This window comes from Rhodohalobacter halophilus, from assembly GCF_001715195.1.
Classification (GTDB): Bacteria; Bacteroidota; Rhodothermia; order Balneolales; family Balneolaceae; genus Rhodohalobacter; species Rhodohalobacter halophilus.
Genome location: NZ_MDWE01000004.1, coordinates 33975 through 47635, shown reverse-complemented (window position 1 = coordinate 47635; position 13661 = coordinate 33975). Strand labels below are relative to the sequence as shown.

At 44.4% G+C, this 13661-nt stretch carries 14 protein-coding genes; 13 read left to right on the top strand and 1 reads right to left on the bottom strand.

Annotation, left to right across the window (positions count from 1 at the left end):
• The 13 genes from BG260_RS01800 to BG260_RS01740 all read left to right on the top strand — a co-directional run.
• Positions 1-189: Ig domain-containing protein (locus BG260_RS01800; protein ID WP_176719410.1), on the top strand; the 189-nt coding region annotated here is incomplete at its 5' end.
• Positions 189-1292, top strand: coding sequence for an A/G-specific adenine glycosylase (gene mutY / locus BG260_RS01795; protein WP_069130234.1), 1104 nt, complete (start codon positions 189-191; stop codon positions 1290-1292). The genes BG260_RS01800 and mutY, both read left to right, overlap by 1 nt.
• Positions 1289-2128 (top strand): TIGR02757 family protein, encoded by an 840-nt coding sequence (locus BG260_RS01790; RefSeq protein ID WP_083750034.1) that lies wholly within the window; start codon positions 1289-1291, stop codon positions 2126-2128. Before mutY ends, BG260_RS01790 begins: the two co-directional genes overlap by 4 nt.
• 173 nt (positions 2129-2301) lie before the next feature.
• On the top strand, positions 2302-3351 hold the full coding sequence (gene recA / locus BG260_RS01785) for a recombinase RecA (protein WP_069130233.1): 1050 nt from the start codon (positions 2302-2304) through the stop codon (positions 3349-3351).
• A 2-nt stretch (positions 3352-3353) separates the two neighbouring features.
• On the top strand, positions 3354-4052 hold the full coding sequence (locus BG260_RS01780) for a regulatory protein RecX (protein WP_069130232.1): 699 nt from the start codon (positions 3354-3356) through the stop codon (positions 4050-4052).
• Positions 4045-5160 carry an AI-2E family transporter gene (locus BG260_RS01775; RefSeq protein ID WP_069130231.1) on the top strand — a complete coding sequence of 372 codons (1116 nt, stop codon included), beginning with the start codon at positions 4045-4047 and terminating at the stop codon, positions 5158-5160. The genes BG260_RS01780 and BG260_RS01775 overlap by 8 nt, the downstream gene beginning before the upstream one ends.
• Positions 5161-5232: 72 nt before the next feature.
• Positions 5233-5802: a phosphoribosylglycinamide formyltransferase gene (gene purN, locus BG260_RS01770; protein WP_069130230.1), complete on the top strand. Its 570-nt coding sequence runs from the start codon at positions 5233-5235 to the stop codon at positions 5800-5802.
• 13 nt (positions 5803-5815) lie between these two features.
• On the top strand, positions 5816-7390 hold the full coding sequence (purH, locus tag BG260_RS01765; protein WP_083750033.1) for a bifunctional phosphoribosylaminoimidazolecarboxamide formyltransferase/IMP cyclohydrolase: 1575 nt from the start codon (positions 5816-5818) through the stop codon (positions 7388-7390).
• Between the two features lie 105 nt (positions 7391-7495).
• On the top strand, positions 7496-8566 hold the full coding sequence (locus BG260_RS01760; RefSeq protein ID WP_069130229.1) for a rod shape-determining protein: 1071 nt from the start codon (positions 7496-7498) through the stop codon (positions 8564-8566).
• Positions 8567-8581: 15 nt separating this feature from the next.
• The gene (mreC, locus tag BG260_RS01755; protein ID WP_245683873.1) at positions 8582-9406 is read left to right on the top strand and encodes a rod shape-determining protein MreC; all 825 of its coding nucleotides are present in this window, start codon (positions 8582-8584) and stop codon (positions 9404-9406) included.
• The gene (locus tag BG260_RS01750; RefSeq protein WP_083750032.1) at positions 9403-9879 is read left to right on the top strand and encodes a hypothetical protein; all 477 of its coding nucleotides are present in this window, start codon (positions 9403-9405) and stop codon (positions 9877-9879) included. Before mreC ends, BG260_RS01750 begins: the two co-directional genes overlap by 4 nt.
• 2 nt (positions 9880-9881) lie before the next feature.
• Positions 9882-11744: a penicillin-binding protein 2 gene (gene mrdA / locus BG260_RS01745; protein ID WP_069130228.1), complete on the top strand. Its 1863-nt coding sequence runs from the start codon at positions 9882-9884 to the stop codon at positions 11742-11744.
• Positions 11728-12978: an FtsW/RodA/SpoVE family cell cycle protein gene (locus BG260_RS01740; RefSeq protein ID WP_069130227.1), complete on the top strand. Its 1251-nt coding sequence runs from the start codon at positions 11728-11730 to the stop codon at positions 12976-12978. The genes mrdA and BG260_RS01740 overlap by 17 nt, the downstream gene beginning before the upstream one ends.
• On the opposite strand, the gene BG260_RS01735 is transcribed toward BG260_RS01740, so the two are convergent.
• A complete protein-coding gene (locus BG260_RS01735) occupies positions 12975-13589 on the bottom strand; it encodes a ribonuclease HII (RefSeq protein WP_069130226.1) in 615 nt (204 codons plus the stop codon). The genes BG260_RS01740 and BG260_RS01735 overlap by 4 nt on opposite strands.
• Positions 13590-13661: the final 72 nt, after the last annotated feature.

Below are 13661 nucleotides of genomic sequence, written 5' to 3'. Positions count from 1 at the left end.
GTAGATCTCCCGGATGGAGCCAGAATTGATGAAAAAACTGGTCGTTTTACCTGGACCCCGAATGTTCGTCAAGTCGGATCTCACCGATTTCAGGTCATTGCCACTGATCAGTATGGTGCTGCAGCATCTCAGGATTTTGAAATTCGGGTCGTAGAAATCAATGAATCTGAGACCGAAAATAATCAGTAGTGCAGGGATCCGGAAAAGCAGCTCAAGATTTACTCGACTGGTACCAGAAAAATAAACGGGACCTGCCCTGGCGAAATACCGACTCGCCCTACAAAATATGGGTTTCTGAAATCATGCTTCAGCAAACCCGGGTCGATACCGTTATTCCCTACTATCACCGTTTTCTGGAAGCTTTTCCTACCGTTCACGCCTTGGCGGAAGCGAATCAACAACAAGTTTTAAAACTTTGGGAAGGGCTGGGTTACTACAGCCGAGGACGCAATCTGTATCAGGCGGCAAAAATGGTGGTTGATGAATTTGACGGCAAAATTCCGGATGATTACAAAACCATCACAAAGCTGAAAGGAATTGGACCCTACACAGCTGCCGCAGTATTGAGTATCGCATTTGAAAAGAAACATGCCGTAGTTGATGGGAATGTACTTCGGGTAATGGCCCGATATTTCGGTATTCAAAATGATATCCGCTCCGGAAAAACCAAACGGCAAATTCAGAGGCTGGCCGATGAGATGATTTCCGAAAATAGTCCGGGTGATTTCAATCAGGCTGTGATGGAGCTGGGCGCAACGGTATGTACTCCCACCAACCCCAAATGCGAAGATTGCCCCCTATCTGTAGACTGTGTGGCGTATCAAACAGTTCAAACTGACACAATTCCCTACAAATCTCCGGCAAAAAAGGTCCCTCATCACCATATTGGTGTTGGGTTGATTGTCAATCAGAAGAATGAACTGCTCATAGCCCTGCGCCCGAATGACGCAATGCTGGGCGGACTTTGGGAGTTCCCCGGCGGCAAACAGGAGAAAGGTGAAAAAATTGAAGAGACCGTCAGCCGCGAACTGAGTGAAGAGCTGGGTGTTTCCGTTCAGGTATTTGACAAGTTCATGCAGCTCAAACACGCCTATTCACACTTCAAAATTACGATGCACGCCTTTTGGTGCTCAATTGTTGATGGTTCACCCAAACCCATTTCGGGCAAAGAAATCCAGTGGGTTACACTCAATCAGATCGACCGTTACCCATTTCCGAAAGCCAATAAAACGCTGATCGAAAAATTGCACGAGCTCGAGCAATCTGACCTGACAACTTTTACACGTTCATGAACGACAAGCCAAAACTTCGCGGCAGATCGATCAAATCTCTGATGGAACTCAAACCCCTGCTCGACCGGATGAATGACGAAGTGGAAGAACCGGGATATATCCCCCACGACCCGGTACAGTTCATGCATCTTTTTACAGATAAACGGGATATGGAAATTGCAGGTTTTCTGGCTGCAACGATGGCATGGGGCCGACGAGATATTGTTATTTCCAAAGTGCACGATCTGCTGAAACGGATGCACTATCAGCCGTTTGAGTTTGTAATGGGCTACTCCCAGAAACAGTTTGATCGGTTGACCGGCTTCAAGCACAGAACGTTTAAGCCGATCGACATCCACGGAATGGTGCTGGCTTTGCAGCAGATTTATCTTGAATATGAAGACTTTGAAGAGTTCTGGGCTGAGTGCCACCGGGCCGGACTTCAACAAGACCGCCCTTTTTTGGCACTTTTTCACGAACGTTTTTTCGAAAAAAGCAGCGATCTGGCCGAACGAACCCGAAAACATATCTCTAATCCCGAAAAAGGAAGTACCTGTAAACGGCTTTATATGTATTTACGTTGGACCATACGTAAAGATAGTCCGGTGGATCCGGGCATCTGGAATTTTATTGAACCGTCAGAACTGCTGGTTCCATTTGATGTTCACGTTGCTCGGCAGGCCCGACGATACGGCTTGATAACACGGCGATCCGATGACTGGAAAACTGTAAACGAACTTACAGAATCTCTCAAAATTATGAACCCGGATGATCCGGCACGTTATGACTACGCACTTTTTGGAATTGGTGCTCTCGATTATAACCTTCCCAAAAAGTTTATTCTAAACAAAGTTTGAGCAAAACGTAACGTTCTAAAAAAATTACAAAATAATTCTGTAAGGAAGTCGCCGAATTTGTATCATACATATACATTGAACATATATTATTTTTGTGATGCATGACACTATGTTGACACTGAAATTGATTAGCTTGCAACAGAAATAATTCTACAACCTCTAATTTCATTACCATGGCAAAGAACAACAACGACAGAGCAAAAGCAATTGATATAGCAATCGGGCAGATAGAAAAGCAGCATGGTAAAGGAACTGTGATGCGCTTGGGTGACAATCCCTATAACGAGGTAGACGCCATTTCTACCGGCTCCATCATGGTCGATTATGCACTGGGAGTGAGCGGTATTCCACGAGGGAGGATCACAGAAATTTATGGGCCTGAGGCCAGTGGTAAAACGACACTTGCCCTGCAAATAATTGCACAGGCACAGAAAAAGGGCGGTTACGCAGCGTTTATTGATGCTGAACACGCATTCGATCCCAAGTATGCCCGTAACCTGGGAATCAATACCGATGAGCTTCTGGTATCGCAGCCTGACAGCGGTGAGCAGGCGCTTGAAATTACCGAAACACTGATCCGTTCAGGCGCACTGGATGTAATTGTCGTGGATTCTGTGGCCGCACTTGTACCGCGCGCTGAACTTGAAGGGGAAATGGGAGATTCTCACATGGGACTTCAGGCAAGATTGATGTCTCAGGCACTTCGAAAAATCACGGGTGTTGTCAGCAAAACGAGAACTGCCTGCGTATTTATCAATCAGGTTCGTGAAAAAATTGGTGTGATGTTTGGTAATCCTGAAACCACAACCGGTGGGCGAGCGCTTAAATTCTACTCTTCTGTAAGGATTGATATTCGCCGAATTGGCTCCATCAAAAAAGGTGACGACGTATTGGGTAACCGAACCAAAGCCAAAATTGTAAAAAACAAGGTAGCACCGCCTTTTAAAGTTGTGGAGTTTAATATTCTGTACGGTCAGGGCATTTCCAGAATCAATGAAGTGTTAGACCTTGCCGTTGAGTACGACATTATTGAAAAACGGGGAAGCTGGTATCGTTATGATGGAGAACCGATCGGGCAGGGTACCGATGCGGCAATACAGTTCCTGGAAGAGGATGAAGAGCTGGCAAACCGGATTGAGCTAACCGTACGTAAGAAGTTAATGCCGGATAACTTTGAACCGGAAGAGCAAGAGGCAGAAAAAGCAGAAGCTGCTGAAGAGTAACCATGAAACCCAATTGGAAAAAAGAGACGAATGAAAAAAGAGACATTTCAGATAAGTTACCTCTGAAGGTTACATCGATATCACCACAGAAAAAGCGTGCTGATCGATTCTCTCTTTTCAATGAAAAAACATTTCTGATTGGGATTTCAGCACAAACACTTATTGATTACAAACTTAAAAAGGGCGTTGAATTAACGCCCTTTTTATTTGAACAGCTTCAGCAGGCTGAGGAGTATCAAAAAATTAAGGATACGTTTTATGACTACCTCAGCCGCAGGGATCACGGCTCACACGAACTGCGGCAAAAAGGATATCGGAAGGGATTTTCCACAGAAATGATGAATGAAATCCTGAATGAGTTTGACCAAAAAGGGTTGTTAAACGATCTCGATTTTGCCCGGAAATTTGCTGCTGATAAGGCAGAATTCAAACAGTGGGGTCCGAAAAAAATCAAAAGTGAGCTACTAAAAAAAGGAATTGGCAAAGATCACGCAGATAAAGCAGTAAAAGATCTAACCAACAATTTGGACCAACATCAGATTTGTGTAGATTTACTACACAAAAAGAAACGTCGCTACATGCGGGAGACTGACCCATTTAAACGCAAACAGAAAATGTACCGGTATCTGGCCGGGAAGGGATTCTCCGGCGAAGTAATCAAAAAGGCGATTAGCTTGGTTAAAGACAGCTTTGATGTTTAGAAACCTTACACCAGAAAATATATTCAAGACGGTGGTTGGAATTGCCGCCCTCACAATTGTTGGGTTGATTGTATTCAACTATATCAACCTTGTGGCCTATGCATTGATCGCTATGCTGCTTAGCTATCTGCTTGATCCAATTGTTAACCGCATGCAGTCTTCCGGCATGAACCGAACATTGGCCATTACGGTCACCCTCTCTTCCGTTATTCTATTAATTGCATGGATATCGACAAGTGTAATTCCGATTGTGGCAAACCAAATGGCCGGTTTAACGCGCCAGCTTACAATCGACAACATGATTTTTATCGCCAACCAGGTAGAGCTTCAATTACGGGAGTATCTCGATTTTATCCCTCCGGGCTACCTAAGAGAAAATATTGAAGTACTGGCAGGAGATTTTTTCAATATTGGTCGGTTTTCAGACATTTTGAGTGATCTGATCGGAATTTTCACAAATCTGTTCGCTGCATTTTTGATTATCCCATTTGCCACATTTTTCTTTCTCAAAGATGGTTTTAAAATTCGGCGAGACCTTCTTGAACTGGTACCAAACAAATATTTTGAATCTACTCTTACACTGATTGATAAAATTGAAACACGCTTAGGTTACTATTTCCGAAGTGTCGCTTTGCAGTGTACACTTGTCGGTATTGCGGCATGGCTGGCCCTGTCATTTGCCGGACTCAATAACGCAGCTTCGGTCGGGATTGCAATCGGTATTGCCAATTCCATCCCCTATTTCGGTCCGCTAATTGGATACATCCTTTCAATTATTATCTCAATTATTGAAACCGGTGATTTCTCACTGGTTTTACCGAGTATAATGGCGGTTCTGTTTGCACAGATATTGGACAATGTGGTATTACAGCCCCTCATCTTTTCTAAATCTGCAGATATTCATCCCGTAGCTATTCTTTTCATAATTATGATTGGTGCCCAAACCGCAGGAATTTTGGGTATGCTTGTGGCTATTCCCATTGCTACCGTCATCAAGATCACAATAAATCAGGTTGTATGGAGTTTCAACAACTATCACATTTTTCGAATCAATCGGCAGGGTGGTGAAACTCCAAAGGTTCAGGACAGATCCACTGAACCTTTATAATATATTCCGGGTGACAAATCTGTCATCTTTACCTATCTTCCTGCCGAACAGTTCATAGCAAAAATAACAGCGTTGAAAAAAATCGTCGTTCTCGCATCCGGTTCCGGCACCAACTTTCAGGCAGTAATTGACTCTGTTCAAGACGGCACCATCAACGCCACTATTTCCGGACTAATTGCCGGAAAAGCAGGAATTGGCGCAATTGATCGAGCGGTAAAAGCTGAAATCCCATATTACATTCTTACTGCCACTACCTCGGCTGAACTGGAACAACAGCTCTTAGAAAAGCTCAATGAATGGGATCCGGACTTAATTGTTCTTGCAGGCTTTCTTAAAAAAATCCCCGGGGCTGTGATCGATCAATACAGAAACCGGATCATTAACATCCATCCCTCCCTGCTCCCAAAGTTTGGTGGGAAAGGATTTTATGGAATGAATGTTCATCGTGCTGTTATTGAATCCGGTGAACAAGTCTCAGGATGTACAGTCCACTACGTAAATGAGTTTTACGATCAGGGTGACATCATCCGGCAAACATCGGTTCCTATATCAAAAGATGACACTCCGGAATCGCTGGCAAAGAATGTTTTAAAAGAAGAACACAAACTCCTACCAGAAGTAATCGCAGAACTACTAAACTAAAATTATCTACTCCGTGGCATTAAAACCTCTTTCTGAACTCCCTCAGCAATCTCTTCAAATCAAACGTGCACTTCTCTCCGTTTCTGACAAAACAGGAATCACTAAACTTGCAGATGAACTGCATAAAAATGGCGTTGAAATTATCAGTACCGGAGGGACTGCCAAAGTCATACGCGATGAGGGGATCCCTGTAAAAGATGTGAGCGAGATCACCGGATTCCCTGAGTGCCTCGATGGCAGAGTGAAAACTCTCCATCCGCATATTCATGGAGGGATTTTAGCTCGAACAAGTCATAAACCGGATAATCAGGAGATTGAAAAGCTTGGGATTAAGCCAATTGATTTGGTTGTCGTCAATCTCTACCCTTTCAAAAAAACGGTGAGTGATGAGAGTGTAACTCCGGCTATTGCCACTGAAAACATTGACATTGGTGGACCGACTATGGTTCGCGCTTCTGCCAAAAATTTTGCACACGTTTGTATTTTAACCAACCCTGATCAGTATAAGAGTTTCATTCATGAACTTAATTCCAAAGAGGGTATTTCATTCAAAACCAGAAGGTTTTTAGCACGAAAAGCTTTTGAACACACTGCTGACTACGACTCAGCCATTTCTGATTATTTCACCAGAATTGATGAGCTTGATCTGCCCGATCAGCTCACTGTGAGTTTGCCAAAATCCAACGATCTCCGCTATGGTGAGAATCCGCATCAAAAAGCCGGAATTTATGGAAACCAGGCAGATTTTATCGATTGTTTTCACGGAAAAGCACTTAGTTACAACAATTATCTTGATATAGACAGCGCCCTGAATCTGATGGCAGATTTTCAGAAGGACGATCCAACCGTTGCCATTTTCAAACACACTGTGCCCTGTGGTGTTGCATCCGATAGCACGCTGAATGAGGCGTACAAGAAAGCGTTTGCCACAGATAAAGTATCTCCGTTTGGTGGAATCGTGATAGTGAACCAAACCCTTGATATTGAGACGGCTCAGTCAATTGATGAAATTTTTACTGAAATTATTCTTGCCCCATCCTTCAGTGCCGAAGCCACCGAACTGTTGACCCAAAAGAAAAACAGAAGATTGATCAAGGTGCTGAAGTTTCCTGATGCAGACCGGACTTTGAACGTTCGCTCCGTATTTGGCGGTGCACTTGTACAGCAAGCGGATTCTGGCTCATTAAGCAGTAATGAATTGCAAAATGTAACTAAACGAACCCCATCAGACGAACAGCTGGCCGATATGCTGTTTGCCTGGAAAGTAGTGAAGCATGTAAAATCCAATGCAATCGTCTACGCTAAAAACCGTCAGACACTCGGAATTGGAACCGGCCAGACCAGCCGGGTTGACAGTTCAGAAATTGCTATTGAAAAAGCACGCAAGGAAGGATTGGATCTGGACGAATGCGCCATTGCTTCGGACGCATTTTTCCCATTTGCCGATGGTGTGGAAGCGGCCGCAGAAGCCGGAGCAACGTCTGTCATACAACCCGGAGGAAGTATTCGCGACGAGGAAGTGATAGAAGCTGCAAATAGGCACAATCTGGCTATGATTTTTACCGGAAAACGGCACTTCAAACACTGAATGTAAATCTATATATTCGCGAAAAGTTGAATTCGCAAATAGAGCGTCAAAATCGTATTTTCATTTGTTGCTCTTTAAAATTAACCGAAAAAGCCACGCATTTCGATGTCGGATACCTATACCCCTACGAAGACAAAACCTAAGGATGGAAAAAATCAAACCAAGAAAGGCCTTTTCGACTTTCTTTATACAGATATTGCCATCGACCTTGGCACCGCAAACACACTGATCTATGCCCGGGAGCAGGGAATTGTTCTGAACGAACCCTCCATTGTTGCTCTCAACAACCAGAACGAACCGGTAGCAACAGGGCACGAAGCACGCCTGATGCACGAAAAAACACACCGGAATATTCGTACTGTACGTCCGCTGCGTGATGGTGTAATCGCAGATTTTGAAGTGGCTGAGCAGATGATCAAGGGGATGATCAAAAAGGTGAAGATGAAATGGTACTCAACCACTCGTCAAATGGTGGTTTGCGTACCGAGTGGTATTACCGAGGTAGAGCGCAGAGCCGTTCGCGACAGCGCCGAACATGCCGGAGCACGGGAAGTGTACCTGGTGGATGAACCGATGGCTGCTGCAATCGGGATCGGACTTGATGTTCACGAACCGGTTGGAAATATGATTGTAGATATTGGTGGCGGAACAACAGAAATTGCTGTTATAGCACTATCCGGAATTGTTTATGCACAGTCTGTTCGGTTAGGCGGTGATGAGCTGAATGACGACATCATCAGCTATTTCAGAAGAAATCATAACCTCCTGATTGGTGAACGAACCGCTGAAAAAATTAAATGTGAAATTGGTTCAGCCGCACCACTTGATGAAGAGCTTGAAATGATTACAAAAGGTCGTGACCTGGTAAATGGAGTACCAAGAACACGACAGGTTACTTCTAAGGATGTTAGAGAAGCCATTTCCGAATCAGTAAATACGATTGTTGAAGCGATTACAAAATCTCTTGAGCAAACTCCTCCTGAGCTTTCTGCCGATATTCTGGATCGCGGTATTATGCTTACCGGCGGTGGAGCAAACCTCAAGAATCTCGATAAGCTCATCATGGAAACTACGGATCTGCCGGTGCATATTGCCGAAGATCCGCTGACTGCCGTAGTGCGGGGAACCGGAGCCATTCTGGAAGATATTGACTACTACAGAAGTGTAATTTCTTAACCGTCAAAAACCTGAATGCGACGTTTAGCTGATGCCAAAGATTACATCATAGCTGCTTTCATTCTGCTTTTTGCCACAGGCTTGATGGTTAGCAGGCATGAAGGCGGTTTGCAAAACGCTCGTAAAGTTTCTATCACTGTACTCAGTTATCTGGAGCAGCCACTTTCGAATATCCGGATATACAGACAGGCGCTCACATCAAATACCTATCTCCAGCGTCAAAATATTCAAATGCAGGATGAACTGAGCCGGCTCAGGTCTGTTGAACAGCAGAACCGTATCCTTCGTGAACTTCTGGACCTGCGCGAGGAGAGTGAGCACCCAATGATTCCTGTTAAGATTGTTGCAAAGGAACTTAGGGGAATAAATAACTCTATGACTGTTAATGCAGGCAGCCTGGATGGTGTAAAATCCGGAATGCCTCTGGTTAATTCTGACGGACTCGTAGGTCAGGTCACATTCACCGCCAATCACTATGCACAGGTTCTCCCCTACTCCAACTCTCTTTTCAGGGTAAGTGCCCGTATTCAAAACTCCAGGGCTTATGGAATTGTCTCCTGGACCGGCCAAAACAATGAGTTGATTCTTCAATACGTGCCTCAAACCATTCCGGTAGATGTGGGCCAAATTGTTGAAACATCCGGAGCCAGCAATCGATTTCCCGAAGGAATTCCTATCGGTGAAATTACCGATATTCAGCCCGGCCGGGGAGTTGAAACCCAAACTATTTTTGTGCGTGCATATGCAGATCTGTTTACACTATCTGAAGCTTTTGTGGTTGCATTTGAACCGGATACGGTCATAAATAATCTGATGGAACAACAGGAGGAGCTGTTTTGATTAAATCCGACCTTCTTAAAAAGTTTCTGATTGGAACCGGGATGGTTTTTATCCAGGTTTTACTTTTCAAAAACCTTCGGGTGTTTGATGGAGAGGTAGACCTGATCCTGATCTATGCAATTTGGCTCTGCACAAAACATAACAAAAGCGAGAGCCTGATATTGGTAGCACTATTGGCACTATTCCAGGATGCGTTCACTGATTTGTGGGGGCTGCATATGTTTTCAAAAACACTCACTATATTTATACTACATAGCTATCTCAATCGTATATCAGAAAACAGGTTTATCTTCTGGCAAGTTTTTCTGATTATTTTGGGTGTCGCTTATCTGCATAACTTGGTTTTCTTTGGGCTCACGCTTTTCTCTGAAACCTATTCGTCCGGTTATGTTTTTATAAGCCTCACGGTTGTAAGTCCACTAATGACGGCGATTGTTGGAAGTTTTCTGCACTTGGTTCGAACTGACAGGTAATTATGGCGAGAAGAAGAAATCCGGAACAGACAAAAATGTCGATCCGCATTCTGCAGGGTGTGATCATATTAGGCATTACGATTCTTTTTGCTCGGATTTTTCAGCTTCAAATCGTTGACTACGAGAAGTATTCACCGATGAGTATGCAAAACTCATTACGGATGGAAATGGTAAACCCCGCCCGCGGTTTAATCCTCGACCGGAATGGTACAATACTGGTTGACAATCAACCCATCTACTCCATAACCATCACCCCCGCCAATTTTGATATGGCTAAACTGCCTCTCCTATCGGATCTACTGGGATTGGATCAGGAATTTGTATTGGCCAGAATTCAGACGGCACAGGAATATTCGTGGCAGAGAACCTCAAGGCTGTTTACCGAAGTACCTTTCGAGGTGTTTTCGATTATCCAGGAAAATTTGTGGCAACTTCCCGGTATTGGGCACCAGGTTGACAGTAAACGAAATTACCACCCAGAAATGAAGGCTTCGCACATTTTCGGATACCTTCGGGAAGCCTCCCGGGAGGAGTATCAGCGATCCGACCGAATTCGATTAGGTGATAAAATCGGGAAAAGCGGCCTTGAATTGGTTTACGAAGAACACCTCCGTGGCAAACTTGGCAGTGAATATGTTCAGGTTAATGCCTACGGCCAGGCTCTCGGTCCGTTTAATAATGGTGAATTAGATACAGCCCCTCAAAAAGGAGGAGATTTGATTACCACTATTGATACCGAGCTTCAGATAATGGCCGAGCAGCTCATGGAGAATAAAAGCGGTGCATTGGTGGCTATGGATCCCAATACCGGAGCTATTTTAAGCATGGTGAGTGCCCCTCAATATGATATTACACGACTGGCCGGACGGATGGATCTCGAATATTGGGCACAGATCAATACAGATCCCAAGACCCCGCTCTTCAACCGTGCAATCTCAAGCAGGCAGCCTCCCGGCTCCACATTCAAGCCCTTCATGGCACTTGCCGGGCTTGAGATGGGACTTTTTACAGAGAATACAGTTTTGAATAACCCCGGTTATTATCAGCGGGGACGAAGATATGGAGACCTTGCCGATCCGGGCAGATATGACATTGAGAAGTCGATTGCTGAGTCGAGTAACTATTTTTTCTACTGGATGATGGACCAGATTGCAACAAGCGGTCGGCTTAATACTTGGGCTAATCTAATGACGGATTTTGGAATGGGTCCATTGAATGGAATTGACCTCCCTTCAGAACGGACAGGCATCATTCCGGACAGCACCTACCTTGACCAAACGTTTGGCGTACGCCGATGGAGTATCGGTGATATTATAAACCTCGGTATCGGTCAGGGATTGGTCTCCGCATCTCCATTACAAATGGCCGTAGCGGTATCCTCGATTGCAAATGGCGGATACAGAGTTCAGCCCCATCTGGTCAATCAGATTCGGTACAGTTCAAATGACATTCGCTATACCAATCCTGAAAAAACAAAAATTGAGTGGATTAAAGAGCATCAGCTTTCAGTTGTTAAAAGTGGTATGAGACAGGTTGTAACAGAAGGAAGCGGAAGATTTTATGCCAATTTACCGGACATTGAGGTAGCCGGAAAAACCGGAACTGCACAAAATCCCCATGGGTTAAACCATGGTTGGTTCATTGCTTTTGCCCCGATGGATGACCCTCAGATTGCTATTGCAGTACTTACAGAGAACTCCGGGTACGGATCGATCTCCGCGGCCCCCATTGCAGGACTGCTCATTGAGAAATATTTCAATGGTGAAATCAGCCCAACCAGAAACTGGATCTATGAGTATGTACTGAATTTCAAACCAAGAACTGAAAACCCGGCAGAGGAGGAAGTAGATGCGCAGCTCGAATGACTTTAACTGGCCGGTACTTTTTGCCTGGGCTGCTCTTGCTGTTTTTGGGCTGACAGCCATTTACAGTGCCACGCAGGGTCCAGTAGCACGATTCCTGCCGGAGTATATTCAGAATAATTTCATGAGACAGAGTGTTTGGATTGGTCTCTCTTTGGTCACCCTGATTGCCATTCAGTTTACATCTCCACGAACATTCCAGGGAGTTGCCTACCTGTTTTATGGAGTTACAATTATCCTGGCAATCATCACCATTTTTGTAGGAATTGAAGTAGGGGGTGGTCGCAGATGGCTCTCCATTTTTGGTATGCGGTTACAGGTAAGTGAGTTTCTTAAGTTTGCAACCGTGCTAGCCGTTGCTAACTACCTGACTCATAAACGGGATATGTCTGCTAATAACATCCGGACGGCACTGATAACCATTCTTTTAATTTTGATCCCGGCCATAATTGTAATCTTGCAAAATGACACCGGTACCGCTCTAGTTATGATCGCCCTCATACCGGTCGTTCTTTTTTGGTCAGGACTGCCCTATGGCGTCTCACTCATCATGATTTCACCGGCAATAATCGGATATTTTTCTGTTATCGGCTTGATCTACGGAGTAATTTCTGCATTGATCATTGCTGTAACGGTCCTCTTTCTACAGAAGAGTCGCTGGTTTTCTGTATCTGCCCTAATCCTCGGCCTGGTTGTCATAGTTGGCACAGAAGTAGGTCTGCAGCACATTTTAAAGCCACATCAAAAAGCCAGAGTTGAGGCGTTTGTAAATCCATCGTTAGATCCGCAGGGAGCGGGTTGGAATGTACTACAGGCAACAACTGCCATCGGTTCGGGAGGTCTTACCGGAAAAGGATTTACCGAGGGTACCCAAACACAACTCCGATTCCTGCCTGAACAGTGGACAGATTTCATTTACTGTGTGATTGGTGAAGAGTTCGGTTTTATCGGTTCATCCATTCTGGTTATTCTCTATCTGTTTCTTTTTCTAAGGCTTATGAGCATGGCCAGTTCACACAAGCATCCATTTGCCCAGTTGGTCATAATTTCAGTTACGTTCCTCTACTTTACCCACTTTATAATAAATATTGGAAGTGCCACAGCTATGCTCCCAATCATGGGAGTGCCGCTTCCTTTTGTGAGCTATGGCGGATCGGCGTTTTTGGCAAATACCATTATGCTTGCAGTTTGTCTGAATCTTGATCTCAACAAACGCTCCTTCAGCATCTATAGTTAATTGCGGGCATCATAAGGTTTATTCGTTCTCAGTTTAAAACTCCTTCGGTGATGCTCCGTAAACCCAAATTCCGACAAACCTTCATAGTGTACTTTTGTGGGATAACCGACATTGGAATCCCATCCATAGTGAGGAAATTCTTCATGTAATCTCACCATCCAATCATCCCTGTAAACTTTAGCCAGAATTGAAGCCGCGGCGATTGATGCCGATTTATCATCCCCTTTAATCACACATTCATAGGGAATGAGTGAGTCTGTAAATCGATTTCCATCCACAAGCAGATAGTCGGGCTGAGCACTGTTCTGCTCCGAACATTTAACCATTGCTCGGATGGACGCTTTTAAAATATTGAACTTATCAATCTCCCGGGGAGTGCAGTATTGAATCGTCCAAAACTCTGATTTTTGTTTAATCTCCTCTGCAAGTGACCTTCGTTTTGTATCTGAGAGTTTCTTGCTGTCAGTAACCGTGTCGTTCAATTTCACTCCCGGCTTGATAATTACTCCTGCTGCCACAACGGGACCACTCAGGCACCCTCTGCCAACCTCATCCAAACCCATTATACGTCTGTAGCCTTCACTCCAGAGCTTCTCTTCGTAAGTGTACATTTATAAATTTTTCCGGCTTTATTGCAATGATTTTAAATCAGAGTGAGTTTATTAAATTGACGGCAGAAGAGA